The 23757-nt window shown below is 70.0% G+C and carries 27 protein-coding genes and 2 tRNA genes; 19 read left to right on the top strand and 10 right to left on the bottom strand.

Going from position 1 to position 23757, the window contains the following annotated elements; genetic code table 11:
• Positions 1–6: 6 nt before the first annotated feature.
• Positions 7–804, bottom strand: coding sequence for a L,D-transpeptidase (locus tag NV263_RS00860; protein WP_263250432.1), 798 nt, complete (start codon positions 802–804; stop codon positions 7–9).
• 607 nt (positions 805–1411) lie between these two features.
• Positions 1412–1478 (bottom strand) — tRNA-OTHER (locus tag NV263_RS00855).
• Between the two features lie 423 nt (positions 1479–1901).
• On the opposite strand from NV263_RS00855, the gene NV263_RS00850 reads away from it, so the two are divergent.
• Positions 1902–2399, top strand: a complete 498-nt coding sequence (locus NV263_RS00850; RefSeq protein WP_317630385.1) for a hypothetical protein — start codon at positions 1902–1904, stop codon at positions 2397–2399.
• An 18-nt stretch (positions 2400–2417) separates the two neighbouring features.
• Here the strand turns inward: NV263_RS00850 and NV263_RS00845 are convergent, their stop codons facing one another.
• On the bottom strand, positions 2418–2609 hold the full coding sequence (locus NV263_RS00845) for a MerR family DNA-binding transcriptional regulator (RefSeq protein ID WP_263250431.1): 192 nt from the start codon (positions 2607–2609) through the stop codon (positions 2418–2420).
• Between the two features lie 110 nt (positions 2610–2719).
• Here NV263_RS00845 and NV263_RS00840 point away from each other — a divergent pair, with 110 nt between their 5' ends.
• Positions 2720–2920, top strand: a complete 201-nt coding sequence (locus NV263_RS00840; RefSeq protein WP_263250430.1) for a hypothetical protein — start codon at positions 2720–2722, stop codon at positions 2918–2920.
• A gap of 66 nt (positions 2921–2986) precedes the next feature.
• Here NV263_RS00840 and NV263_RS00835 read toward each other — a convergent pair whose 3' ends face one another.
• Together NV263_RS00835 and NV263_RS00830 are read right to left on the bottom strand one after the other, a co-directional pair.
• Positions 2987–3814, bottom strand: coding sequence for a glycosyltransferase family 2 protein (locus NV263_RS00835; protein WP_263250429.1), 828 nt, complete (start codon positions 3812–3814; stop codon positions 2987–2989).
• A 35-nt stretch (positions 3815–3849) separates the two neighbouring features.
• The gene (locus NV263_RS00830) at positions 3850–4662 is read right to left on the bottom strand and encodes a GntR family transcriptional regulator (RefSeq protein ID WP_263250428.1); all 813 of its coding nucleotides are present in this window, start codon (positions 4660–4662) and stop codon (positions 3850–3852) included.
• Positions 4663–4797: 135 nt separating this feature from the next.
• Between NV263_RS00830 and NV263_RS00825 the strand changes: the two genes are divergently transcribed.
• The 13 genes from NV263_RS00825 to NV263_RS00765 all read left to right on the top strand — a co-directional run bounded on the left by NV263_RS00825 (position 4798) and on the right by NV263_RS00765 (position 15361).
• Positions 4798–5085, top strand: a complete 288-nt coding sequence (locus NV263_RS00825) for a hypothetical protein (protein WP_263250427.1) — start codon at positions 4798–4800, stop codon at positions 5083–5085.
• Entirely contained in the window at positions 5085–5843 is a 759-nt protein-coding gene (locus NV263_RS00820) for a DUF4097 domain-containing protein (protein ID WP_263250426.1), read from the top strand. The genes NV263_RS00825 and NV263_RS00820 overlap by 1 nt, the downstream gene beginning before the upstream one ends.
• Before the next feature lie 75 nt (positions 5844–5918).
• Positions 5919–6185, top strand: coding sequence for a hypothetical protein (locus tag NV263_RS00815; RefSeq protein WP_263249221.1), 267 nt, complete (start codon positions 5919–5921; stop codon positions 6183–6185).
• Positions 6186–6238: 53 nt separating this feature from the next.
• A complete protein-coding gene (locus NV263_RS00810; RefSeq protein WP_263250425.1) occupies positions 6239–7300 on the top strand; it encodes a hypothetical protein in 1062 nt (353 codons plus the stop codon).
• A 50-nt stretch (positions 7301–7350) separates the two neighbouring features.
• Positions 7351–7809: an NUDIX hydrolase gene (locus NV263_RS00805; RefSeq protein WP_263250424.1), complete on the top strand. Its 459-nt coding sequence runs from the start codon at positions 7351–7353 to the stop codon at positions 7807–7809.
• A gap of 86 nt (positions 7810–7895) precedes the next feature.
• Positions 7896–8153 carry a hypothetical protein gene (locus NV263_RS00800; protein WP_263250423.1) on the top strand — a complete coding sequence of 86 codons (258 nt, stop codon included), beginning with the start codon at positions 7896–7898 and terminating at the stop codon, positions 8151–8153.
• A complete protein-coding gene (locus NV263_RS00795; RefSeq protein WP_263250422.1) occupies positions 8150–9250 on the top strand; it encodes a hypothetical protein in 1101 nt (366 codons plus the stop codon). The genes NV263_RS00800 and NV263_RS00795 overlap by 4 nt, the downstream gene beginning before the upstream one ends.
• The gene (locus tag NV263_RS00790) at positions 9250–11454 is read left to right on the top strand and encodes an FtsK/SpoIIIE domain-containing protein (protein WP_263250421.1); all 2205 of its coding nucleotides are present in this window, start codon (positions 9250–9252) and stop codon (positions 11452–11454) included. Before NV263_RS00795 ends, NV263_RS00790 begins: the two co-directional genes overlap by 1 nt.
• Before the next feature lie 140 nt (positions 11455–11594).
• The gene (locus NV263_RS00785) at positions 11595–11849 is read left to right on the top strand and encodes a hypothetical protein (protein WP_263250420.1); all 255 of its coding nucleotides are present in this window, start codon (positions 11595–11597) and stop codon (positions 11847–11849) included.
• A gap of 27 nt (positions 11850–11876) precedes the next feature.
• A complete protein-coding gene (locus tag NV263_RS00780; protein ID WP_263250419.1) occupies positions 11877–12446 on the top strand; it encodes a hypothetical protein in 570 nt (189 codons plus the stop codon).
• Positions 12443–13777: a DUF3631 domain-containing protein gene (locus tag NV263_RS00775; RefSeq protein WP_263250418.1), complete on the top strand. Its 1335-nt coding sequence runs from the start codon at positions 12443–12445 to the stop codon at positions 13775–13777. Before NV263_RS00780 ends, NV263_RS00775 begins: the two co-directional genes overlap by 4 nt.
• Entirely contained in the window at positions 13774–14079 is a 306-nt protein-coding gene (locus NV263_RS00770) for a helix-turn-helix domain-containing protein (RefSeq protein ID WP_263250417.1), read from the top strand. The genes NV263_RS00775 and NV263_RS00770 overlap by 4 nt, the downstream gene beginning before the upstream one ends.
• 10 nt (positions 14080–14089) lie before the next feature.
• Entirely contained in the window at positions 14090–15361 is a 1272-nt protein-coding gene (locus tag NV263_RS00765; protein WP_263250416.1) for a tyrosine-type recombinase/integrase, read from the top strand.
• Between the two features lie 77 nt (positions 15362–15438).
• On the opposite strand, the gene NV263_RS00760 is transcribed toward NV263_RS00765, so the two are convergent.
• Both NV263_RS00760 and NV263_RS00755 read right to left on the bottom strand, forming a co-directional pair.
• Positions 15439–15523 (bottom strand) — tRNA-Ser (locus NV263_RS00760).
• Between the two features lie 49 nt (positions 15524–15572).
• A complete protein-coding gene (locus NV263_RS00755; protein ID WP_263254459.1) occupies positions 15573–16004 on the bottom strand; it encodes a MarR family winged helix-turn-helix transcriptional regulator in 432 nt (143 codons plus the stop codon).
• 281 nt (positions 16005–16285) lie between these two features.
• On the opposite strand from NV263_RS00755, the gene NV263_RS00750 reads away from it, so the two are divergent.
• Positions 16286–17269, top strand: a complete 984-nt coding sequence (locus tag NV263_RS00750; protein ID WP_263250415.1) for an ABC transporter ATP-binding protein — start codon at positions 16286–16288, stop codon at positions 17267–17269.
• The gene (locus NV263_RS00745; RefSeq protein WP_263250414.1) at positions 17266–18036 is read left to right on the top strand and encodes an ABC transporter permease; all 771 of its coding nucleotides are present in this window, start codon (positions 17266–17268) and stop codon (positions 18034–18036) included. The genes NV263_RS00750 and NV263_RS00745 overlap by 4 nt, the downstream gene beginning before the upstream one ends.
• 99 nt (positions 18037–18135) lie before the next feature.
• Here NV263_RS00745 and NV263_RS00740 read toward each other — a convergent pair whose 3' ends face one another.
• Positions 18136–19650: a M28 family metallopeptidase gene (locus NV263_RS00740; RefSeq protein ID WP_263250413.1), complete on the bottom strand. Its 1515-nt coding sequence runs from the start codon at positions 19648–19650 to the stop codon at positions 18136–18138.
• A 192-nt stretch (positions 19651–19842) separates the two neighbouring features.
• Between NV263_RS00740 and NV263_RS00735 the strand changes: the two genes are divergently transcribed.
• The gene (locus tag NV263_RS00735; RefSeq protein ID WP_263250412.1) at positions 19843–20823 is read left to right on the top strand and encodes an NAD(P)H-quinone oxidoreductase; all 981 of its coding nucleotides are present in this window, start codon (positions 19843–19845) and stop codon (positions 20821–20823) included.
• A 207-nt stretch (positions 20824–21030) separates the two neighbouring features.
• On the opposite strand, the gene NV263_RS00730 is transcribed toward NV263_RS00735, so the two are convergent.
• On the bottom strand, positions 21031–22230 hold the full coding sequence (locus NV263_RS00730; protein WP_263250411.1) for a cysteine desulfurase-like protein: 1200 nt from the start codon (positions 22228–22230) through the stop codon (positions 21031–21033).
• Positions 22231–22343: 113 nt separating this feature from the next.
• Between NV263_RS00730 and NV263_RS00725 the strand changes: the two genes are divergently transcribed.
• Positions 22344–22874 (top strand): bacterial proteasome activator family protein, encoded by a 531-nt coding sequence (locus tag NV263_RS00725; protein WP_380760250.1) that lies wholly within the window; start codon positions 22344–22346, stop codon positions 22872–22874.
• A 73-nt stretch (positions 22875–22947) separates the two neighbouring features.
• On the opposite strand, the gene NV263_RS00720 is transcribed toward NV263_RS00725, so the two are convergent.
• Positions 22948–23346, bottom strand: a complete 399-nt coding sequence (locus NV263_RS00720; RefSeq protein ID WP_263250409.1) for a hypothetical protein — start codon at positions 23344–23346, stop codon at positions 22948–22950.
• Between the last annotated feature and the right edge of the window lie 411 nt (positions 23347–23757).

Below are 23757 nucleotides of genomic sequence, written 5' to 3'. Positions count from 1 at the left end.
CGACGCTCACCGCAGCACGACGAGCGTGCCGAGCGGCAGGGTGGACAGCAGGTGCAGCGCGTCGGCAGGTACCCGCACGCAGCCGTCGCTGTCGGCACGCCCGAACACCGCGGGGTCGGGCCAGCCGTGCAGCGCTACCGTGCCGGGGCCGCCGCCGTAGCTGTTGAACGTCTCGGAGTGGGTGCCCAGCGGCAGGATGATCGGGCTGAAGTGGGTGACGGTCTCCTCGATGGCGGCCATGATGAACGTCCGGCCGCGCGGTGTCGGGGACTTCGCCTTGCCGACCCCGACGACCCACTCGCCGACCGAACGCCCGTCCTGGAACACCTCCAGGCGGCGCGCGTTCACGTCGACGTCGACGAGGTACGGCGAGCGCGCCTTCTCCACCAGGTCCGGGTCCCCGGTCCACACCCACCCGGACGTGCCGTTGGGCCGGGAGGGCAGCAGGACCCGCGCCCACTGCCCGCGTTCCGCCACGACCGGCACCCACGTCGGGTTGTCGAGCTGCGTGGCGGGCAGTTTCGCGAACGCCGAGCCGCCCGGCGCGTCGCGCACCGCCAGTTCGCGCTTGACGTGCAGCACGACGCCGTCGGTCCGGCCCCGGGGGTCGGGATCCTGCGGCGCGTCGGCGAGATCGGCGAACGTGGTCGCCTCCGGCTGCTCGGACAGGTCGGCCCGCGCTTCCGCCTGCACCACCTGCGGTTCCGGCACCACCCCGCCCGAGCAACCGGTGAGCCCCAGGAGGAGGGCGAGCGCCGCGGCTGCCCGCCGCATCCTCGGGGCGTCGGTCGTGCGAGGTCTCATGGTCGGCTCCCGGCCCGTCAGCACACCTGCGGCACGCAGCGCCCGGCGACTCCCGCCGGGACGCGTGCGCTGCGCGCCCTGATCAGTCAAGCGGTGGCGACGCTAACCCCGCGTACCAACACCTCCAGGACTGACCGGGCACCGCCCGAACCGCGAAGAACCCCTCCTGATCAGGGGAAACAGATCAATGAGCACCGCACACCCGAGGAGCCGCGCACAGTTGTCCACCCCTTCGAGTGGATTATTTAGCTCGTTCGAGTAGGAAATTCTCATTCATCCTGCGGTCGGCCGGTGACGGCCGTGCGCGTCTTCTCACCCGCTCCCTGGAAACCGCGGGCAACAGCACTGCCAGATCGGGCGAACCCGGACGCCAACGCCGCATTTCCAGCGCGGACACACTCGTTCACCAGGCGGTCGGGAATTCGTCCACACCAGCGCCGAATTGAGTCTCGACGATTTCGGGCAGCCGTCGGCGGATGCGGCAGCCCCGCCCGCCGACCTGCTGCCGACGCGCCACCAGGCGCGTGCACCCGCAGCACCCGCGCCGCCTCGACGGCGCCCTCCGGCCACCTCCGACCCGCGTTAGCGCAGGTCAGAGGGATCGCAGCGGAAGCGGCGGGATTCGAACCCGCGGTCCCTCTCGGGACGCTCGCTTTCAAGATCTGCGATCTTCCCTTTGGTCTAGTTCGCACTGTTCGAATCGGCTGGTTCTCCCTCTCGCGAACGCTGCCGAACGCTCGCGAACGAACGCGAATGAGACCAAAACTGAGACCGCGACTGGGGCGACGACGGACTGTAGGAGCGCGGGCCGCATCGCTTCGGGTGTGACGATGCGGCCCGCTTGGCTGGCTGTGGACTTCCCCTACGACGCCAGCAGCACGAGCTTAGAACTCTTGTTCGATCGATCGCCACCCGAGGCGCAGGAGGGTCGTCTCGCGGCAGGGCCTCTGACACCGGCCTCGACTTCCGAGAGCTTCTACGGCGATCTCAGGGCGCAAAATTCGGCCCATTGCCGCACCTCAGTGGCCCGCTCAGCCACGCTAGTGTGCAGGCACCCCAACGGGCCGGATCGCGTCGAACGAGCCCACAATGCCTACATGGACGCCCATGACCTGCGTCACCTTGAACCGACCAGAGCAGAGCGACCCGCCATGGACCGGCCGAGGCCGGAACACCAACGCCCCGACGGCGTCGGCGACTCCACAGTGGCGGCTGTCGGCAAGCTCACCGAGGCGTTGGAAACCGTCGAGCGCGCACGGGGCCACCTCTACGAGTTCCACCAGCTGATCGGGTCCGGTGCGGCGGCGCTCTGTGAGGCTGTGGCCGCGCTGAAGGAGTGCGGCCACGACGAGCTGGCCGACTCGATCGAGCGCGACCTCGTTGGCCGCAACGTCATCTCAGGGCGGTGGACGTTCCAGGTCATCGAAGAATTCGACGACGGCTACTGGGCTTCCTTCCGCGACCACGAGCACCGGGCGCGCGAGCTGCTGCTACAGGGCCGGCGGCACGTCTTCGAAGCGGAGATGAAGGAGCGGGAGCGAAGCATCGACGAGCACGGCCTCCCACGACCGGGGCACGAGGCAACGCCGGATTGAAGTCGAGCGCGGGGTCAGTCACTCATCCGGTTTGGCCCGCAGCTCGCGGATCTGTTCGCGCACCTGCTCGACGTCCCAGCGGTAGTGCCCGCCGAGCGTCGTCTCCGTCGGTTTGAGCAGGCCGTCGCGGACGTAGCGAGCCACGGTGCGCGGGCTGATTCCGAGCTCCCGCGCCAACTCACCCGACGTGACCAGGCGATTCCGCGTCACGCAGTCGACTGTCGCAGTTGACGCGTTTGTCTTCCTCCCGGCAGACTCGTTCGCGCCGTACGGCTTGCTTCGCGCGATTGGCGCGATTGTCTCGATTGAGGAGTCCGGCCATGACCAGCCAGGCGCGCTCGCTCGCGGTACTTCTTCGCGCGGTGCAGTGGGAGCTTGACAATGCGGCGTTCGAGATCGGTGGCGGGCGGTACAGCGAGGAGGAACGGAAAAAGCTCGCCAACCGACTGAACCAGGTCGCCGCCACGCTGCGCACCAACGGTCAGCCCGAGCCCGTCATCGTCGACGAGACGAACGCCTGAACCTGCCCAAACAGAACGGCCGCCACGGTGCGGGTGTGCACCATGGCGGCCGTTTGCGACACGGACTCAGCGGCCCGGGTAGCTCTCCTTCGGGATGAGCTGTCCGACCTCCGGCATCTCAACCGCGGTTCCATCCACGGCGGGCGCGTTTGAGCCCGTCGCGAAGATCCCGGCAGCGCGGACGGCGGCCGCACGCTGGAGGGCGATCCTTCGGCCGGCGGTGCTCCACGACTTCCACGACCGCTTCTTGTGAGTCTGGTTCGGGTGCTGCCGGTAAAGCCAGGTCAGGGCAGGGTCGTTGTAGCCATCGACCACCTCGGACAAGGCAGCGAACATCGCCAGATCGTCATCCGCGGGGGAAGCGGCCCACCCGCCGAGAGCGCGGAGCGTGGCCGTGCGGATCATCAGCCCAGCACAGTGGATCGGCCAGTTCCCGCCGTTGTCGGCAGCCCATTCGTTGACACGACCAGCCGGAACGACGCCGTAGTCGAGCATCGACGAGAACGATGCTCGGCTGCCGTCCGGCATCAGGTCGTCAGCCTGCCCGATCGCCCAGTGGATCGAGGGGGCATCGAACCGCGGGATCAACGTCGCGAATGCGCCCGGCAGCAGGACGTCATCGTGGTCGAGGACCTGCACCAGGTCGCCGGTCACCCTCGACAATGCGAGGTTGCGAGTCATCGCGAGGCCCAGCTGCGCTTCGTTGGCTTCGTAGCGGGCGAAGTCGAGCCCGTCGAACTGCGCGGCCAAGGACGGCTCCGTTCCGTCTTCCTGCACTACCCATTCGAGCTCCCAACCGGTTGGGAGCGTCTGAGCCTTGACGCTCTCGATCGTGTCGCCCAAGTAAGCCGCGGTGGGCCCGTACGCTGCCGTGACGATCGAAATCCGGGGCATGAGGTCTCCGTTCCTGCGCAGTTCGGGGAGGGGTGTCACCACAAGGTCAGCGGCGTCGAGAAGTGCAGCTTGGTCCGGTCAGCTGGGAAGTCGGCGTCGGAGATTTCCACGGTCCGCCCCTGCGTGTCGATGGAGATCCGACGGACGTGGATCATGGGAATGCCGGGATCCATACCCCACAGCTGCGCCGCAGCCGTAGTCGGCATGGCCGCCGTGACTACGTCGTCGATGCGGGCAAGCTCGATCCCCGCGGCTTCGTAGAGCTGGTGTTGAGTACCGCCCGGATGGGGCTTGTTCGACTCGAAGACCTCCGGCTTTGCGTTGACCAGGTCGTACGGGATGTACGAGACGCTCCACGACTCGCGGTGGCCCGACTTCGGGTCAGCGTGCTCGAACACGCGGCGAAGTACGTCGGCTCCCTGCTCGATGTTGAAGCCTTCCGCGAGGTCGGCATCGGCCTTGATGACGTCGTGCGTCGTCTTGAAGTTCAGATCGTCGAGCGGGACGCCGAGGTCGTTCTCGGCAACACCGTTCTGCCTCCGCTCGTCCTCCGACGCCAGCACCAGGTCCTTCTCGGCCTGGTGCCGATCTGAGGAGCGAACCACCTGCCTCGGCTGAGTGCGCACGACGGGCGCCTTCCCTCGACCCCCGGTGATCAACCCCTGCTGCTTGAGCAGGGAAATCGCCGACCGCGCGGAGCTGAGCGAGCACCCCCACCTGTCGGCTAGCTCGTGCAGCGTCGGCAACGGATCGCCCGGTGCCAGCTCACCACGTTCGATCTGCATGCGGATGTCGTCCGCGATACGCAGCTGCATCGGCGCTGCGACGGCGGTTGGTTGAGGTTCCATGCGCCGCATACTACGCCGGTTTGAAGGTTTGTAGGCAAACCCCTTGCGCCCGGTCCGCGATCAAGCTAACGTGCTCAACATCGCCAGTTTGCAGGCAAACCCTCAAACCGACAGACCTGCAAAGTTAGGAGCATCATGAAGCACGGATCGGTCCCACGCTCGATCGCCAGGTGGCTGGACGAGACCCCGATCGAGCCGTACAACGCGCCGGACGGCCTGAACGAAACCGCGATCAACATCCTGATCGGCGAGGCCTACGCCGAGCTGGACGAGACCGCCCTGCGGCAGTCGTCGCCCACCACGACGACGGACAACGCCGAGAAGCGCCGCAACCGGCGCACCGAGCGGCGAGTTCTCCGGTCCCTGCCGACGACGAAGCAGCCCCGTCCCTCGTTCCCGACGATCGACGGGGAGGCCGCGTGATGACGGCTTCTGGGGTTGTGAACAAGCGCATCATCCACACCGAGTCCGGCGAGATGACGTTCGAGCTGGACATGGCTGCCGGGCAGGTCGAGATCCTGCTGGAGGACCGTGAGCGGGCAGAGGTCCTGTTGGAGCCGCTCGTTGCCGGTGACGAGATCGCGGCCGACCTGATCAGCCGTACCCTGCACGTCAGCCGCGGACCGGTGTTGGACCTGCGGATGCCGCATCCCGAACCGACCGTGTTGAGCGGCAGCGGAAACACCACCGCGCGCGGTGTCGGAGGCGGCGGGGTGAAGGTCACCGCCCGGCTGCCGCACGGCTCCCGGCTGAAGGCGACCACCGTGTCCGCGAACGTCGCGGCCAACGAGTACCTGCCCACGGCGGACTTCGAGTCGACCTCGGGTGACCTCTACGTCTTCTCCACCGACCGGCTGGGGGCCCGCACCATCTCCGGTGAGGTCTCGGTCGACACTGCCGACCGGGTCGACGTCGAGACCACGTCGGGCGACGTGACGATCGGCGAGGCCAACGACATCCGGGCCCGCACCGTCTCCGGCGACATCGACGCCGGGCGGCTCACCGGCTCCTGCGCCCAGCTCACCTCGACGTCGGGCCGCGTGGACGTGTTCGCCTCGTGTGACGCCGAGGTCACCGCCCGCACCGTCTCCGGCGACATCCGCATCACCGCCCACGACGGGGCGCACGTAAACGCCCGCGCCACGTCGATGTCCGGCCGGGTCCGCATCCCGAGGAACTGACTACCGGCCATCGGCACGAGCACTTACGCCGGACGTCTCTAAACCGTCCCCTCGAAATCGCCTGGAGGAGAGACGATGGACACCGTCCACAGTGACCTGCGCGGAACCCGAGTGCCCTGCCCGCCGTGCCACGCCGCCGGACGCCGCCCGGCCACCTGGGCCTGGAACATCCACCCCGACGGCCGCGCCACCTGCGTCGTCTGCGGCCACACCACCCGCAAGCCCGTGCCCGCCCTGGCCGAACACCCCCGCCACACCCGACGCCTGCGCCGCTGGATCGGCCGCGGCAAAACCGCCGAACAGCGACTCGCCCTGCTCAACCAGGCCAACAGCCAGGAGTGAGGGCAGATGAGTCGCTGCCGTCGACAAGCCGCCGTCGTGATGGGAGGTGCGTGATGGGGCGCGTGCGCTGGTCGGATGTGTTGTGCGAGTCGTGCGCGCACCAGATCGTCAGCGGCGGGTGGAGACCGCGGTTCTTCGGCCTGCTCAAGAACGATCTGGCCGAGGTTCGGTGCGGCGGGTGCCGCGAGGTGATCAAGCGCTTGCTCAACCAGCACCACGACGGACTCGTCGTCAGCCCGTACACCTGGCTGGACCAGGCATCGAAGCAGGAGTTGGCGTCCTGGCATGAGGCGGCACACGCCGTGCTCGGTGAGCATGTTGGTTTGCGGGTCGATCAGGCTGTGGTGGGCAAAAGCGCCGCGGCCGTGGCGGGCAGTGAGACCGAGCTGGGCGGACGGGTCGTCTGGGACCTCACCGACGACCCCTCGGTGAGCGTGGCCGATTACGCGGCCGTGTGCACCGCGGGCGCCGTCGTCGAGGCCAGATGGCTACGGGAACGCGGCTGGAACACACCGGAAAACCTGCTCGACGTCGCGTTCGGGTCGACCTATGACATGGAAATGATCGCCAACTGCGCCGACGCGGTCACCGATGACACGTTCGCGCAGGGCCGCGCCGATGCCGCGAACCTGATCGCCGATCAGTGGCACGAGATCGAGGACGTCTCAGAAGAACTCCGACGCCGAGGCCGGCTGGACCGCGACGCCGTGAAGTGCGCGATCCGTGACGGTCGCCGCCGTCGCCGCGCCGCCCTCGCGCCGCCAAGCATCGGCGGCACCACCTCCCCGCGGGCCGGCAGCGGCCTGGCCGGGGCCCCAGAACCCCTCACCACCACCGTTTCGGGAAGGAGCACATCTATGGGGATCGAGGAGATCAAGAACACCCTGGCCGCCGCGTCCAGCGAGATGAACGAGCTCCGTGGCATGACCGCCGAGGTCGAGCAGCGCAGCGACGCGGTGCGCGGCCAGCTGGCCGGGGTGTTCTCCGGCGCGGACGCCACCGAGGCCAGCGAGGCCCTCAACGCGGTCGGACGCCTGCTGGACCAGCTCGCCGAGGCCACCGGGCTCATCGGCATTGCCCAGCAGGCCATCGAGTCCTACGGCGCCCGTCTGTGAACCACCCGCACCACCACGACCCGACCCACCGTCCTGGAAGGACCCACGCGATGAACCACGACATCCACGACACCGACAGCACACCGGACACCGCCGACATCATCCTGTTCGCCGAATCCGAAGGCATCGTCCACGTGCTGCTGGTCCGCCGCTCCGACGACTCGGACGCGTTCCCCGGCTTCTGGGCACTGCCCGGCGGATTCGTCGACCCCGGCGAAACCGCCCTGCAAGCCGCCATCCGTGAACTGGCCGAGGAAACCGGCCTGAGCGCAAACGCGGTCACCCTGAGGCGCGTCGGCCGCTACGACACACCCGGACGCGACCCCCGCGGCCCGATGGTCAGCGAGGCGTTCACCGCAGTGCTCCCCCGTATGCCCATCCCCACCGCCGGATCTGACGCTGCCGCTGCTCAGTGGGTGCCCCTCTACCAGGTCAGCCCCCACCTGGCGTTCGACCACGCCCAAATCCTCACCGACGCCTACAACCTGATCCGGACCAACAGGTCTTAGTCACGCCCCGGCCCGGCAGCTGTCCCGCCAAGAACCGTCTGCCGGGCCGGGTCTCCGAACCACTTCGCGAGTGAAGGAGAAACCTGATGGTAGAGCCCTCGAACACCGTCGGAGGTGTGAGCGCTTTCCTGCGCCGACACATCCGAGCGGTGTCTCGACTGGCCGTGTTCGCCGCCTTGCCCGCAGTGCTGCTCCTGGTTCTGTCGCTGGTGTCCGGGCTGGTCCGCACTACCGCGCTCGGCGTGTTCGGCGTGGTCGCGCTGTTGAGGGTCCTCATGGTCGCCCTCGACCGACTCGGTGAAGCCGCCCCGACGCCCCGGTTGTCGTGGGAGGTGGCCCGATGACCGCCATCTACGACCGCCGGGCGGCCCGCACGCTTGCCAAGGGCGAAGCGGCGAAGGCCACTGCCGAGGCGGAGCGGGTGCGTGCCCAGACAGCCCGCGCAGAGCGGGAAGCCGCGGCCGAACAGCAACGACAGGAACGGCGGGAGCGCGCCGCCGAGCGTCGCGAGCGGTGGGCGCGGTGGCGCGAGGCCGCCCCGGACCGTGCGCTCTCGGCGCTGTGGGCGGCGCTGATCGTCGCTCCGCTGCTGCTGGCCTGGAACGCCCAGGAGGCGTTCGCGCACGAGACGCTGCGCATCCCCGCGGGGATGGCGTGGCTGTTCCCGCTGGCGATCGAGTCCGGGGCGTGGGTGTGCGCGTTCGAGGCGCACCGCCGCGCCAGTCGCAGCGCCCCGGTGGGGTCGCTGCTGCGGTGGATGTGGCTGCTGGCGGGGATCGCGGCCGGGATCAACGCCGCGCACGGCATCGCCGACTTCGGCGTGGTGGCCGGGCTGGCGCTGGGCACGCTGTCGGTGCTCGGGGTGCTGCTGCACCACATCCGGCAGAACCTCAACGCCGCCGAGGCGGCCGGGACCAGTGCGCGGGAGGTCTCGCAGCGCTTCACCCGCTGGGTGCTGTTCCCGCGGCTGTCGTGGGATGCCTGGCGGATCGCCACCCGCGCCGGCCTGGGACACCCGGCGGCGTGGGAGGCCGCCTGGATCGACCGCTACGGCGTCGGCCCGGCCGCCAGCAAGCGGGACCGCCGCCTGGCCAAGGTGATCGTCAAGCGGCAGATGGAAGCCGACCGAAAGGCCGCCGAAAAGGGCGAGCTGACGATCATCAACGGGGTCATCCTCCGCGCCACACTGCCCGCCACCACGGAGCCGGAACGGGCTCCGGCGGCGGAGGTTTCGACCCCGATCGAACAGCGGAAACTCTCGCCGCGCGCCACCGAACTGCTCGCAGAAGTCCGGACTGCGATCGCGGCCGGAGAGCTTCCCGAAAGGCCCTCGGCCAGCGCCATCCGCAAGCGGTTCAAGCCCCTGGCCATGGAGACCGCCCAGGAGATCCGCGACGCCCTGACCGACATGCACCCCGTCAACGAGAGCGAGGCCGCGTGATGACCGACCAGCACCACGAACACGACCAGGCCGAGCAGGAGCAGGCGCGGGTGCTGCACTTCCCCGCCGAACGCCTCGACCACACCACCACCGAGAACACCGACCAGACCGACTCCGGCGAAGCCGCGGACAACACGGAGCCCACCGTCGTCGACGGCGAGATCGTCGAGCCGGTCGCGGTGGACCAGCCCGAACCGAAGAAGTCCGAACCGGGCTCGGCGCTGGTGCGGGCCGAGAAGCGGCAGCCGATCCTGCCCGCCTGGGCCAAGGACCCGCAGGAGTTCCGGGACACCGCCCGCTGGGCGCTCGGCTACACCGGGCACACCGCCGCGTACCACGCGGTGCGCTGCCCGATCTACCTCGCACGCATCATCGCCCGCATCCCACACGGATCGTTGCGGCTGCTCAAGAGCCTGGCAGCGTGGCTGACCGACGCCGAAGGCCGCCCCGTGCGCAGCGCGTCGGCCCGCCGCGAGGACGCCACCGAGTACCTGAAGCTGTCGATCCAGCGGGACCACCGGATCCGCGCCCGGGCTCTGCTGGCGATGGGGCTGGGTGCGGCTGGAATCGCCGCGTTCCTTGCTGGTCGGGCAGTACTGCCCGAGCTGGTGCAGTGGGCGATCGTCGCCGGTGCAGCCGCCGGGCTGGGCTGGTTGGGCGCCCCGGCCGACAAGCCCATTGCTACCCGCGCGGTGGAGTCAACCAAGGTGCCGAAGCTGACCAGCGACGCGGTGACCCGTGCCCTGTCGGCGCTGGGGATCTCGCAGATCAACCAGGCTCTCGGCAAAGGCGGCGAAGGGATCGGGTTCCCCAAGCCGATCAGCCGGGATGGCAAGGGCTGGCGTGCGGACATCGATCTGCCGTACGGGGTGACCGCGGGCGACATCATGGACCGCCGCGAAAAGCTCGCGTCCGGCCTGCGCCGCCCCCTGGGGTGCGTGTGGCCGGAGGCCGACAACGCTGAGCACGCCGGGCGGATGGTGCTGTGGGTCGGTGACCAGGACATGCGCAAGGCCAAGCAGCCGGCCTGGGCGCTGCGCAAGGGCGTGCAGGTCGACCTGTTCCAGCCCCAGCCGTTCGGCACCGACCAGCGTGGCCGGTGGGTCGATCTGCGGCTGATGTTCACCTCGGTGGCCATCGGCGCGATCCCGCGCATGGGCAAGACCTTCGCCCTGCGTGAGCTGCTGCTCATCGCCGCCCTGGACCCCCGGGTCGAGCTGCACACCTACGACCTCAAAGGCACCGGCGACCTCGACCCGCTGGAGCGCGTGACCCACGTCCACGGCGTCGGCGACGAGCCCGAGGAGATCGACAAGGCCGTAGCCGACATGCGCAGCCTGCGCGACGAGTTGCGGCGCCGCGCCAAGCTCATCCGGGACCTGGCCAAGCAGGGCATGGCCCCGGAGAACAAGGTCACCCCCGAGCTGGCCAGCAAGAAGTCCCTCGGCCTGCACCCGATCGTCATCGGCGTCGACGAGTGCCAGGTCTGGTTCGAGCACGAGGACTACGGCAAGGAGTTCGAAGCGATCTGCACCGACCTGGTCAAACGCGGTCCGGCGCTGGGAATCATCATCATGCTGGCCACCCAGCGACCCGACGCGAAGAGCCTGCCGACCGGCATCAGCGCCAACGTCTCCACCCGGTTCTGCCTGAAGGTTCAGGGCCAGACCGAGAACGACATGGTGCTGGGCACCTCGAAGTACAAGCAGGGCGTGCGCGCCACGACCTTCGCCTGGGCCGACAAGGGCATCGGCTACCTGGTCGGCGAAGGATCCGACGCCCAGATCGTGCGCACCGTCGCCGGGCTCGACGGACCCGCCGCCGAGAAGATCGCCGCCTACGCTCGCGCCCTACGCGAGCAGGCGGGGACCCTGTCCGGCCACGCCATCGGCGAAACCCTCGACACCGACGAGGCCCGCCGCAGGGACACGCTCCTGGAGGACATCCTCACCGTCGTGCCCGAGACCGAGAAGAAGGTCTGGAACGAAACCGCCGTCGCCCGGCTGGCCGAGCTGCGACCCGAGATCTACGGCGAGTGGGAAGCCGACCAACTCACCGCCGCGCTCAAGCCGCACGGCATCAAGGCCAACCGCCAGATCTGGGGCACCGACGAGAACGGCGAAGGCCGCAACCGCCGCGGCTTCCACCGCGCCGACATCGTCGAAATCGTCACCGAGCGTGACCGACAGCGGGATGCTGGCTAGTCCCAGCACGGCCGCTAGGTCTAGCACCTAGCCCCGCTAGACCTAGCGGCCCCGCTAGCGCCCTCTCTTCCTCTCTACCAGCGCCCTAGCTCCTAGCGCGCTGTGGCCGAACACGCCCGAAAACGCCTGCGGAGGCACTCGTGACCCCCTCAACCCTTGCTAGCGCCGCCCCGATCCTGCTCATCGCCGTGATCACAGTGGGTTACTGCCTGGTGTGTCTGATCTGGCCGTTCAAGGCCTGCCACACCTGCCGCGGCGCCGGGAAGCTCCGCTCCCCGTTCCTGCGTAGCTACCGGCTCTGTCCCGCCTGCCAGGCCACCGGGCTGCGCCTGCGCACCGGACGCAAGGCCTACAACGCCGTACGCCGCCTGACCCGCGCCAACCGCCGTCGCTGATCACACCCCCTACCCAGGAAGGGAACCATGCCTGACCAGCTGCCCGAAAGCGTGCTCCCGCCCAGCCAGGGCGAACTCGACCCGGTACGCGGCTTCCTCGGCTGCCTGATGACCTGCCCGGTCCACCGGGCCCGTGAGCTGCTGGCGGGAATGCGGCCCACCGACGCCGGTCCCGGTATCCGCAGCCTGGTGTTCGAGCTGATCCTCACCGTCGTCGCCGCCGGGATCGACCCGGACCCCCGGGTGCTGCTCGGCGAAGCCCGCCGCCGCGGCCTGCTCGACACCGAAGACCGACACAAGCAGGTCACCCACTGGATCTTCGACACCTACCAGTTCGCGCCGTTCGCCGAGGCCGGAGCGCGCCTGAAGGCCGACGTGCTGGAAGGCGCGCTGCGGTGGCGGCTCGCCGAGCACGCCCTCCGCCTGCACCAGGCCGCTGGCTACGCCGACATCGGGCAACTGCGCGCGCTGGCCGACCTCGACGACGACCTGGTCGACCTCTGGCAGCGCTACGACGCCGAACTTCGCGCCTGGGAGCCCAACAGCGGCCCCTCCGACATTCGGCGGCTCCCGCGGGAATCCCGGGAAGCCGCATGACCGCCCAGCCCACCACCGGAGGAACCACCGTGACGCCACAACCCGCCGACGCCAACCAGGGCGCGGCCCTGCTCGACGAACTGCACTCCGCGCTGACCCGCTACGTCATCCTGCCCAGCCCACAGGCCGTCGACGCGGTCACGCTGTGGATCGCCGCCACCCACGCCCAGCCTGCCTGGGCACACGCTCCCCGACTGGTCATCCGCGCACCCGAGAAGCGGTGCGGCAAGTCCCGCCTGCTCGACGTCGTGGAAGCGACCTGCCACGAGCCGTTCATCACCGTCAACGCCTCGCCCTCGGCGGTGTACCGGTCGATCACCGAGGACCCGCCGACCATGCTGGTCGACGAGGCCGACACCATCTTCGGCGCCGATGCAGGTAGCAACGAGGACCTGCGCGGGCTGCTCAACGCCGGTCACCAGCGCAACCGGCCCGCCAAGCGCTACGACGCCGCCGCCAACCGCGTCGAGTCCATCCCCACCTTCGCCATGGCCGCCCTCGCCGGGATCGGCGCGATGCCCGACACCATCGAGGACCGGGCCGTCATCATCCGCATGCGCCGTCGTGCCCCCGGCGAAACCGTCTCGCCCTACCGCTACCGACGTGACCGGCCCGTGCTGGCCAGCATCGCTCAGCGGCTCAACCGCTGGCTGCGCGCCGACATCGCGATGCTCGAAGCCGCCGAACCGGCCATGCCGGTCGAGGACCGGGCGGCCGACACCTGGGAACCCTTGATCATCGTCGCCGACCACGCCGGAGGCGACTGGCCCGACCGAGCCCGCCAGGCTGCTGTCGACCTGCTGGCTGAAGCCGCGGGCAACAACCAGGGTTCTATCCGTACCCGGCTGCTCGTGGACTGCCGCACCGCCTTCGGCGACCAGCCGGCCATCTCGACCACCGAGCTGCTCCGCAAGCTCAACGCCGACCCCGAGGCGCCGTGGCCGAACTACGGCAAAACCGGCCTCAACGCGTCGAAGCTCTCCAAGCTACTGACAGAGTTCGACATCAAGTCGGCCAACGTCCGGTTCCCCGACGGCACACAGGCCAAGGGCTACCGCGCCAGCGACTTCCTGGACGCCTGGACCCGCTACTGCCCCACCGAAGAGGGGGACTCGTCCCAGCCGTCCCAAGCGTCCCGTCCCAGGTCAGAGCGGGACGGCTTGACCCTCTGGGACGGCACGAGCCGTCCCAACGAAGCGTCCGATTCGACCGCTTGGGACGGCAACAGCCGTCCCACTGCCACTAGCCGTCCCGCTCTGACCTGCATTGGGACGGGTGGGACGGCTGGGACGGCTACCTCTCCCGCCACCGACACGAAGGGGGTCGCATGACTACGAAGGCCACTCAGCTCGCCGCCGCCCTCGCATCCCTCGCGGCACTGCTTGCTGAGGAGCAGTCCCCCGAGCCCGTTGAAGCGGAGCCGGAGGTCCGGACGCTGCCAGACCGGACGTTGCTCACCGTCGAGGAAGCCGCCCAGTACCTCGGTATCGGCCGGACCAAGACCTACGAGTTGGTGAAGTCGGGCGAGATCGAATCCGTTCGGATTGGCCGACTCCGACGTGTCCCTCGCACCGCCATCGACGCCTACGCAGACCGGCTCATCAACCAGCAGATCGGCAATCGAGCTGCCTAAGGAGACGCCAATGGCGAAGAAGCGCACCAGGAACGCCAACGGCCGTTCTTCCATCTACCAAGCGGCAGACGGCTGGCACGGGCGAGTGAGCATGGGAGTCCGCGACGACGGCAAGCCGGACCGCCGGCACGTCCGAGGAAAGACGCGCGCGGAGGTGACCCAGAAGGTTCGCGAGCTGGAGAAGGCGCGCGACTCGGGAAACATCACCAAGCCTGGCGAGAAGTGGACCGTTGCGGAGTGGGTTGACCACTGGCTGAACAACATCGCGATCGCGACGACGAGCGACAACGGGTGGGATGCCTACTTCTACGCGGCCAAGCACATCCGCAAGCACGTCGGAGCGCACAAGCTTTCGCCCCGGTTCCTGCCCGAACACCTGGAGGCGATGTATCGCAAGATGCAGGACGCGGGTGCGTCGGCGGCCACCGCGCACCAGGTGCATCGGACCATCCGGGCGGCCTTGAACGAGGCCGTGACGCGGGGGTATCTCGCCAAGAATCCCGCTCTGGTCGCCAAGGCCCCGAAGGTCGAAGAGAGGGAGATCGAACCGTTCACACGGGCGGAGATCGCCAAGCTCTTCGGTGTCGCGCTGGAGAACCGCAACGCCTGTCGATGGATCATCGCCATCGCGTTGGGACTCCGGCAAGGTGAAACGCTCGGGCTTCGGTGGTCCGACGTCGACTTCGACGAGGGCACGATCAAGGTCAACATCCAGCGACCTCGGCCGAAGTGGGCACACGGATGCGGCGGCGCCTGCGGACGCAAGCACGGCGGCCACTGTCCGCAGCGGATCAACCTCCGGAAGGAGACGAAGAAGCCGAAGTCTCGCGCGGGTGAGCGGCCGATCGGGCTCCCGGAACCCCTGCTGGACCAGCTCAAGCTGCACGCCGCCGAGCAGGCTGCCGAACGGGAGCGCGCCGGCGACCTCTGGTACGAGGGCGACTGGCTGTTCACCGACGAGGTCGGGCAACCGCTCAACCACCGGACTGACCTCAAGCGCTGGAAAGACCTGCTGGTCGCTGCGGGCGTGCGCGACGCACGACTGCACGACGCCCGGCATACTGCGGCCACGGTGCTGCTGGAGCTCGGAGTCACCCAACGCGCCGCCGAGCATGTGATGGGCTGGTCGAACCCCTCGATGGCTAAGCGGTACATGCACGTGACCGACAAGGTGCTCGGCATGGTCGCGGACAAGGTCGGAGAGAGCCTCTGGGAGAAGCCGAAGGGGCAGACCCAGAAACACGGCAAGACCGACGAGGACGGCAGCCAAGCCGCCGACTGAGACCAAAACTGAGACCAGACGCAACGGGGCCCGGCGGAAGTGATCCCGCCGGGCCCCGTTCGTGCTGGTCAGTGACGCGGAAGCGGCGGGATTCGAACCCGCGGTCCCTCTCGGGACGCTCGCTTTCAAGGCGAGTGCATTCGGCCGCTCTGCCACGCTTCCAGGCCGCAGGGTAGCCAACCGGGGGACATCCGTCCGCAGCCGGGCGGGGTCAGCCGTCGATCCCGCCGAGGTGCCCGGTCAGCCGTTCGAAGACCGCGGCCAGGACCTCCTGCTCCTCCGGCGACAGCAGGTTGATCATGTGCTCGCGGACGCCTTCGACGTGCGTGGGGGCGGCCGTGCTCAGCTTCTCCGCGCCCTCGTCGGTGAGCACCGCCAGGACGCCGCGGCCATCGTTCGGGCACTCGACCCGGCGGACCAGGTTCGCGGCCTCCAGGCGCCGGATCTGGTGGGAGATGCGGCTCTTGGAATGCGCGACGCTCTTGGCCAGCTCGCTCATCCGCAGCCGCCGGTCCGGCTGTTCGGACAGCTGGACCATGATCTCGTAGTCGGCGATGGACAGCCCGTGGCCGACCTGGAGTTCGCGGTTGAGCCGGTGCTCCAGCAGGGCGCTGCCGACTATGTACGCGCGCCAGGCCGCCATCTCGCGGTCGTCCAACCAGCGCGTGTGCCGCTCCGTCACCTCACTCACTCGTTCAGGTTACCGTGCGTGTCCGGTCGGCCGGGGTCGCAACGCCGGGCCGCTGCGCCGAAATTGGTTTGCCGCAGCACCGCCGCGCGCGCGTACGATCACAGACGTCCGGCTTGCTGGTGGGGGGTTCCGGTGGGTCCACGTCGATCCGGCGGCAGGCCGTCCCCGCCGGCGGTGCGGCACGCATCCGACGACAGGTGTCCGCAGTGGACCGCACTGGAAAGAGGGTCGACGTGACCCCTGCGGTTGAGGTGACCGACCTGGTCAAGCGCTACCCGAAGAGCAGGGCCAACGCGGTCGACGGGCTGAGCTTCCAGGTGGATGCCGGGGAGATCTTCGGACTGCTCGGCCCCAACGGCGCGGGCAAGACCACCACGGTCGGCATCCTCACCACCCGGGTGAAGCTCAGCGGCGGCAGGGCCGTGGTGGCGGGGGTGGACGTGGACGCCGACCCGGTGGCCGCGCGGCGCAAGGTGGCGGTGGTGCCGCAGCGGGTCAACCTGGACCGCTCGCTGAACGCGCGGCAGAACCTCGTCTGGCACGCCGCCTACCACGGCGTGCCGCGCGCCGAGCGGCGGCGGCTGGCCGACGAGCTGCTGGACCGGATGGGGCTGGCCGACAAGGCGAAGGCACGCGTCGACGACCTCTCCGGCGGTCAGGCGCAGCGGCTGATGATCGCCCGCGCCCTGATCCACCAGCCCGAGGTGCTGTTCCTGGACGAACCGTCCACCGGACTCGACCCGCAGGCCCGGCTGTTCGTCCACGACCGGGTCCGCGACCTGCGCGCCGAAGGCGTGACCGTGGTGCTGACCACGCACGACATGGACGAGGCGGAGAAGCTGTCCGACCGGGTCGGGGTGGTCGACCACGGCACCCTGCTCACCCTGGACACCCCGGCGGCGCTGATCAAGTCGCTGCCGGGCAGCGGCACCGTCGACGCCGTGCTGCGACCGGACGGGCACGAACCAGAGGGGCTGTCCGGGCTGCTCGCCGAGGTGCCGGGCGTCGAGCGGGTCGAGCAGATCGGCTCGGCCACCGGTCAGGACGGCGCGAGCGAGCTGCGGCTGCGGCTCTACGTGGACGACGAACCGGCCGCGCTGCTCGGCCCGGTGGCGCAGGCCCTGCACGAGCGGCGGGTGGCGGTCCGCGACCTCTCGCTGGGCTCCGCGACGCTCGAAGACGTCTTCATCGACCTCACCGGGAGGGAGCTGCGATGAGTTCGGTGCGCGCGTTCACCGCGGTGCTGGGCCGCGACGTGTTCGTGACCGGGCGCGAACTGCCGAGCTTCCTGGCGCAGGTGCTGGTGCAGCCGGTGGCGCTGCTGTTCATCTTCGGCAAGGTGCTCGGCCAGCTCGGCTACACCCAGCCCGGGTACGCGCAGATCCTGCTGCCCGGGATGATCGCGCTCAACGCGTTCCTGGTGTCGTTGCAGAACACGTCGTTCCCGCTGGTGCTGGACTTCTCGTACTCCCGGGAGATCGAGGACCGGTTGCTGGCGCCGTTGCCGATCAGCTGGGTCGCGGCGGAGAAGATGCTGTTCGGCGCGTTGCGCGGGCTGTTCGCAGCGGTGCTGATGGTGCCGCTGGGGATGTGGATGCTCGGCCGGATCAGCTGGGACCTGTCCGGGTTGCCCTTCGCGCTGCTGTGCATGGTGCTGGGGTCGTTCTGCGGCGCGGCCGTGGGCCTCACGGTCGGTGCGGCGGTGCCGCCGAGGCGGATCAACATCATGTTCGCGGTGATCCTGGCGCCGCTGATGTTCACCGGTGCGACGCAGTTCCCGTGGGCGCAGCTGGGGAACCTCCGGTGGTTCCAGGTGCTGTGCGCGTTCAACCCGCTGACGTACGTCAGCGAGGGGATGCGCGGGGCGCTGCTGCCGGGCCTGCCCCACATGCCGCCGTGGGCGTGCGTCGTCGCGCTGGTGGTCGCCGGAGGCGTGTTCGGCGCGCTGGGCATCAGGTTCTTCCTCCGGCGCGCCCTGGACTGACCGCACCGGGGCCGTGTCAGCGAGTGGCGCGGTGGCCGCGATCGCGATGGCGACCGCGGCGACCGCGAGGTGTTCCACGACTCCTCCGGATGCCCGGGTTCAGGCGCGGTCGGGCAGGCACCCGGCACCGCGCGGCGCTTCGGCGCGCTGCGCGATCACGGCGCGCTGCGCGGAACGCAGCTTCGCGCGCTCGGCGCGGCTGTGCATGCCGTTGACCGCCTCGGTGCTCTGCGAGTAGCCGTCGATGACCGATGCGAGCGCTCGGACGTTGCGGCCCAGCGCGACCCGGTCCACGTTGGCCAGCGTGTCGCCCGGCTGGTGGTAGTTCGGGTCGTACGCCTGGCCTGCGGTGCCGCCCCACTTCGCGACCTGCTCCGCGGTCTTGACGCCCTCGGCTCCGGTGAACAGCCCACCGGCCGGGATGCCGACCGCGATGAACTCGCCGTAGTCGGAACGCCCGTCGAAGTCCGTGCCCTCGACCTGCACGCCCTGCGCGGCCATCGCGTCGACGAAGTCCTTCTCGATCTGCGCCGATCCCTGCGGACCCGGACCGGCTCCCTGGTGGTCGGAATCGTCGCCGTCGTAGGCGAAGTACCCGGCGTTCGGCGAGCCGATCATGTCGAAGTTCAGGTAGAGCGCGATGTCGAGCTGCTGCTCGAAGCTCTGGCTGCGGACCCACTTCGTCGACCCGACCAGACCGGATTCCTCAGCGCCCCAGAACGCGAACCGGACCGCGTTGCGCACCTGCGGGCTCCCGCCCATCTTCAGCGCGGTGGCCAGCAGACCGGCGCTGCCGGTGCCGTCGTCGTTGATGCCCGGACCGGCCGGGACGCTGTCCAGGTGCGCACCGGCCATCACCACGTTGTCGGGTCGACCGGTGCGGGTCTGCGCCACCACGTTGCGGGTGGTGATGTCCTTCAGCCGCGCCTGGATGTCCAGGGTGACCTCGGTGCCGGCGCGGCCCGCCAGCGACTCGCCGACCTGCTTGGTCACCCCGGCGGTCGGGATGGTCGCCTTCGACGGGTCGCCCAGCGTGCCGTTGAGCGGCCCGTCGGCGTTGTTGTAGACGATCACGGCCTTGGCGCCGCGGTCCGCGGCGACCTTGGCCTTCTGCGCGAAGTCGCAGGCTCCCCGCTTGACGAGCACCACCGCGCCGGTGACGTTCATCCCGTCGTAGTCGGTCGGCTCGCAGCCCGGGGTGTCGTCCACTGTGGCCACCGCCAGCGGGGCGGTGACGCCACCCCGCGGGGTGGCCGGGGAGTACTCCAGCGCGTCCGCCTCGGTCGGCTGACCGGCCACCCGCAGCGACACGGACTCCCGCTCGTATGCCTGGTAGCTGAATTCGGGGGTGCTGACGTCGAAGCCGGCGTCGCGCAGCTTCCCGGCGACGTAGTCGACGCTGGCCTCGTAGCCCGGGTTGCCGGAGGCGCGGTTCCCGCCGTTCTGGTCGGCGATCCGCTGCAGGGCGACCAGGTGCCGGTTGACCGCGCCGACGTCCACGCCGAGGTCGCGCTGCGGTGCCGCGGAAGCGGGGGCCACGGCGACCAGTGCAGCCGCGCAGGTGGCCGTGAGAGCCGCCAACGAACGCCCGGATGTGATGGTTCGCAGACTCATCTTGCTCCCCGTTTTGGGTGGTTTGTGTGGGAGGAAGCCTGGAGAGATCACACAGCGAAGTCAAGGAAACACTGAGAAGAGTGAGCAAGGAGAGACGTTTTCCCGTTTTTCCCGCCGTGTCCCCGTGTTCGGCCAGTGTCCGGCAGCACGGTCCCGCGCGCCAACGGCCGTCCGGTGACTACCGTCGGGGCCATGTACGCGATCGCGATCCGTGAACCGGGCGACCCGGACGTCCTGGAGTGGACCGAGCACCCCGACCCGCGGCCGGGTCCCGGCGAAGTCGTCATCGACGTCGCGGCCAGCGCGGTCAACCGCGCGGACCTCAGCCAGCGGCAGGGCAACTACCCGCCCCCGAAGGGCGCCAGCGAGATCCCCGGGCTGGAGTGCTCGGGCACCATCGCCGAACTCGGCGAGGGCGTCACCGGGTGGCAGGTCGGCGACGAGGTGTGCGCGCTGCTCGCCGGCGGCGGCTACGCCGAGCGCGTCGCCGTGCCCGCCGCGCAGGTGCTGCCGAAACCGTCCGGTGTGGACCTGGTGGAGGCCGCCGGTCTTCCCGAGGTGGCCTGCACCGTGTGGTCCAACGTGGTCATGGAGGCCGGACTCCGCAGTGGACAGCTGCTGCTGGTGCACGGCGGCGCGGGTGGCATCGGCACGTGCGCGATCCAGATCGCCAAGGCGCTCGGAGCGCGGGTGGCGGCCACCGCCGGTTCGGCGGAGAACCTGCGGGTGTGCCGGGACCTCGGCGCCGACCTGGTGATCAACCACCGCGACGAGGACTTCGTGGCGCGCGTCAAGGAAGTCGGCGGCGCGGACGTGGTGCTGGACAACATGGGCGCGTCCTACCTGGACCGGAACCTCTCGGCGCTGGCGCCCGACGGGCACTTGGCGGTGATCGGCATGCAGGGCGGCCGCAAGGCCGAGCTGGACCTGGGCAAGATGCTGGTCAAGCGCCTGCACATCTCCGTGCTCGGACTGCGCGGACGGCCCGTGGACGGTCCGAACGGCAAGGGCGCGATCGTCGCCGACGTCCGGGAGCGCCTGTGGCCGCTCGTCGAGCAGGGCGCGGTCCGCACCCTCGTGCACGACCGCGTCCCGATGCCCGAGGCGGCCCGCGCGCACGCCGCGCTGGAGGCGGGCGGAGTCCGCGGCAAGATCCTGCTCATCCGGTCCTGATCTCGTCCTCGGACCTGGTTCCGGCGGGGCGTGGCAAGCGGCGCCAGCCACTTTCTCTTTCGGTGAGCGGTCTCGCCACTTGCACCGCCGCGGGTTCTCCGATGGGCACAGGGGCGCGTCAGCGCCTCCGTGGGGGCGGTGGTCGGGCGACGGGCGGGCCGCTGAGGTTCCACTCCCGGCGCACGACGAGTTCGGAGACGGGCTCTCCTACCCCAGCTCCGCGACGGCGCGGAGGAGTTGGTCCACTTCGTGGGCGTTGGTGTAGTGCGCCAGGCCGATGCGGACCGCGCCGCCGACCTCGCCGACGCCCATCACCGCGAACACGCCGCCCGTTCCCGGGTCGGCGAACGCGCAGATGCCCCGTTCCGCGAGGTGCTCGATGGCGTCCTCCGCCTTCACGCCGTTGACCGTGAACGCCATGGACGGCACGCGGCGCATCGCGTCGCCGATCACCATCACGTGCCGCAGGCGGCGCAGCCCGTTGGTCAGGTTGGCCAGCAGTCCGGCCTGGTACGACTTCACCGATCCCAGGGAGGTCAGCAGGCGTTCCCGGCGCGGTCCGACCGCCGCGTCGTCCAGCCCCGCCAGGTAGTCGACCGAGGCGACCAGCCCGGCCAGCAGCGGGTACGCGGGCGGGCCCAGCTCCAGGCGTTCCGGGCCGCGCACTCCCGCCTCCAGGGAGACCGACGGGAGCTGGTCGAGCATCGCCGGGTTGCGGAACACCAGGGCGCCCACCGGCGGGCCGCCCCACGAGGAGGCGTTCACCGCCACCACGTCGGCGCCCATCGAGGTGATGTCCAGCGGGAGGAACGGGGCCGCGGCGGAGGCGTCGACGACGACCAGCGCGCCGTGCTCGTGGGCGGCCTCGGCGGCGTGGCGGACGTCCGGGCGGGTGCCGACGGCGCCGGAGGCCGCGGTCAGCGCCACCACCTTGGTGCGCGGGGTGACCAGCTCCTGGTACTGCCAGACGGGCAGCTCGCAGGTCTCGATGTCCACTTCGGCCCACCGGACGGTCCCGCCGGAGCGCTGCGCGGCACGCTGCCACGGCGCGACGTTGCCGGGGTGGTCCAGACGGGAGACGACGACGTCGTCGCCGATCATCCAGCCGTCCCCGAGCGCATCCGCGAGCCGTTGCAGGAGCACGGGCGAGTTGGGGCCGAGCACGACTCCTGCCGGGTTCGCCCCGACCAGATCGGCAATCGCGCGACGAGCGGCCTCCACGATCGCCTCGGCGCGTTGCGAGGCGGGGAAGATCCCGCCCGGGCCCGAAACCGGAGCCCGCAGCGCGGTCGAGACCGCGGTCGCCACCTGTTCAGGAACCTGCATGCCCGCCGGGGCGTCGAGGTGCACCCACCCGTCGCCGAGGGCGGGGAACAACCCGCGAACCGCAGCGACGTCGAACGCCATGACCGACACCGTACGGAGCGCGTTCGCCGATCTCGCCGTCGGGTGGCCCATCTCGCACCGCCACTGGCGGCCCCAAGTACCCAAACGGATGCGAACGGGACAGGATGGGGAGTATGAGCGATCGGAACGAGGGCAGGCCGCAGGTGTTCGTGGTCGGTGAGGACGGCCAGCCCCTCGGCGCGGCCGCGGCGGGTGCCGAGGAGCAACCGGAACGCGACGAGAACATCGGCGACCTGGTCGAGCAGCCCGCCAAGGTCATGCGGATCGGCACCATGATCAAGCAGCTGCTGGAGGAGGTGCGGGCCGCGCCGCTGGACGAGGCCAGCCGCTCCCGGCTGAAGGAGATCCACCAGTCGTCGATCCGCGAGCTGGAGCAGGGCCTGGCTCCCGAGCTGATCGAGGAGCTGGAGCGCTTGTCGCTGCCGTTCGCGCAGGAGGAGACCCCGTCGGAGGCGGAGCTGCGGATCGCCCAGGCCCAGCTCGTCGGCTGGCTGGAGGGCCTGTTCCACGGCCTGCAGACGGCCCTGTTCGCCCAGCAGATGGCGGCCCGCGCCCAGCTGGAGCAGATGCGCCGGGGACTGCCCGCGGGCAGCGGCGGCGAGGCCGAGGCCGGCCCCACCCGCGGCACCGGCCAGTACCTGTGACCCGCTCGGGCGCCGTCGCGCCGAGCGGATCGTGCCGGTATCGGGGGCGGTCCGATACCGGCACGAAATCCCGTCAGCCGAGCGGGACGTTCTCGCTGCGGCACACCTCGGTGTTGCTCAGGCTGCTGACCCACGTGTAGTAGGCGCCCGGGCCCTGCAGCTGGCCGACGGCATTGATCCGCTGGCCGCTGGTGCCGTCCGCGGAGGCCACGACCGGGTCCGGAGCGCCGGGCACGTCCTTGTAGACGCGGACGTGCACGGGATAGCCCGGGTTGTAGGTGTAGATCCCCATGCCGGTGACCTGGCCGGGTGCCCCGGAGAACGGGGCCTGGGCACCGGCGATGTGCCCGTACCCGTCGTCGCACTGCTTGTCCATCGGCGCGACTCCCGCCGGAGCCGCACCCGCGACGCCCGCGGTCGTCACCAACGCGGCGGCAGCAGCCGCCACCCCCAGGAAACGGGAAAGACGCATACGTCCTCTTTGCACTCGAAGGAATCCGGAATACGACCCGGCGGAGTCGCCGACCGGGCAATCACGCCGAATCGCGCGAAAGCCGGTGGGAACGCGGAACGGAACTTCGACACCCCAGTAAAACCGTCGACACCGGCGACCCCCAGCCGGATCGCGGCCAGATTGTGCAGCGGGCAGATCACCGTCAACCGCTTCCGACCACCCCGACCACGATTGGTCCGCCCGGACCGACGAGCACCGCCCACGTGCACGACGCGGCCGCGCGCGGGCCCGGCGCGCTGGCCCCACTGCTCCTGACGGCCCACCCTGGCGCGGCCGTTCGCCCGAAGGCACTCCGGTCCGCACGGGTGATCGACGTGCACCCGGACGCATGAGCACGCGCGACCGCCGACTCCTTCCCCGGACCCGGTC

Origin of the sequence: Saccharopolyspora rosea (assembly GCF_025643595.1) — a bacterium.
GTDB classification, from domain to species: domain Bacteria; phylum Actinomycetota; class Actinomycetes; order Mycobacteriales; family Pseudonocardiaceae; genus Saccharopolyspora; species Saccharopolyspora rosea.
This window is presented reverse-complemented; position numbering and strand designations above follow the sequence as displayed.

Coding starts and splice junctions, on each gene's coding strand:
- NV263_RS00765 (WP_263250416.1), top strand. CDS start 14,090: ATGGCGAAGAAGCGCACCAGGAACGCCAACGGCCGTTCTTCCATCTAC.
- NV263_RS00720 (WP_263250409.1), bottom strand. CDS start 23,346: ATGCGTCTTTCCCGTTTCCTGGGGGTGGCGGCTGCTGCCGCCGCGTTG.
- NV263_RS00730 (WP_263250411.1), bottom strand. CDS start 22,230: ATGGCGTTCGACGTCGCTGCGGTTCGCGGGTTGTTCCCCGCCCTCGGC.
- NV263_RS00790 (WP_263250421.1), top strand. CDS start 9,250: ATGACCGACCAGCACCACGAACACGACCAGGCCGAGCAGGAGCAGGCG.
- NV263_RS00850 (WP_317630385.1), top strand. CDS start 1,902: ATGGACGCCCATGACCTGCGTCACCTTGAACCGACCAGAGCAGAGCGA.
- NV263_RS00740 (WP_263250413.1), bottom strand. CDS start 19,650: ATGAGTCTGCGAACCATCACATCCGGGCGTTCGTTGGCGGCTCTCACG.
- NV263_RS00825 (WP_263250427.1), top strand. CDS start 4,798: ATGAAGCACGGATCGGTCCCACGCTCGATCGCCAGGTGGCTGGACGAG.
- NV263_RS00745 (WP_263250414.1), top strand. CDS start 17,266: ATGAGTTCGGTGCGCGCGTTCACCGCGGTGCTGGGCCGCGACGTGTTC.
- NV263_RS00800 (WP_263250423.1), top strand. CDS start 7,896: ATGGTAGAGCCCTCGAACACCGTCGGAGGTGTGAGCGCTTTCCTGCGC.
- NV263_RS00860 (WP_263250432.1), bottom strand. CDS start 804: ATGAGACCTCGCACGACCGACGCCCCGAGGATGCGGCGGGCAGCCGCG.
- NV263_RS00780 (WP_263250419.1), top strand. CDS start 11,877: ATGCCTGACCAGCTGCCCGAAAGCGTGCTCCCGCCCAGCCAGGGCGAA.
- NV263_RS00810 (WP_263250425.1), top strand. CDS start 6,239: ATGGGGCGCGTGCGCTGGTCGGATGTGTTGTGCGAGTCGTGCGCGCAC.
- NV263_RS00820 (WP_263250426.1), top strand. CDS start 5,085: ATGACGGCTTCTGGGGTTGTGAACAAGCGCATCATCCACACCGAGTCC.
- NV263_RS00815 (WP_263249221.1), top strand. CDS start 5,919: ATGGACACCGTCCACAGTGACCTGCGCGGAACCCGAGTGCCCTGCCCG.
- NV263_RS00775 (WP_263250418.1), top strand. CDS start 12,443: ATGACCGCCCAGCCCACCACCGGAGGAACCACCGTGACGCCACAACCC.
- NV263_RS00795 (WP_263250422.1), top strand. CDS start 8,150: ATGACCGCCATCTACGACCGCCGGGCGGCCCGCACGCTTGCCAAGGGC.
- NV263_RS00725 (WP_380760250.1), top strand. CDS start 22,344: ATGAGCGATCGGAACGAGGGCAGGCCGCAGGTGTTCGTGGTCGGTGAG.
- NV263_RS00735 (WP_263250412.1), top strand. CDS start 19,843: ATGTACGCGATCGCGATCCGTGAACCGGGCGACCCGGACGTCCTGGAG.
- NV263_RS00835 (WP_263250429.1), bottom strand. CDS start 3,814: ATGCCCCGGATTTCGATCGTCACGGCAGCGTACGGGCCCACCGCGGCT.
- NV263_RS00805 (WP_263250424.1), top strand. CDS start 7,351: ATGAACCACGACATCCACGACACCGACAGCACACCGGACACCGCCGAC.
- NV263_RS00830 (WP_263250428.1), bottom strand. CDS start 4,662: ATGGAACCTCAACCAACCGCCGTCGCAGCGCCGATGCAGCTGCGTATC.
- NV263_RS00755 (WP_263254459.1), bottom strand. CDS start 16,004: ATGGCGGCCTGGCGCGCGTACATAGTCGGCAGCGCCCTGCTGGAGCAC.
- NV263_RS00770 (WP_263250417.1), top strand. CDS start 13,774: ATGACTACGAAGGCCACTCAGCTCGCCGCCGCCCTCGCATCCCTCGCG.
- NV263_RS00840 (WP_263250430.1), top strand. CDS start 2,720: ATGACCAGCCAGGCGCGCTCGCTCGCGGTACTTCTTCGCGCGGTGCAG.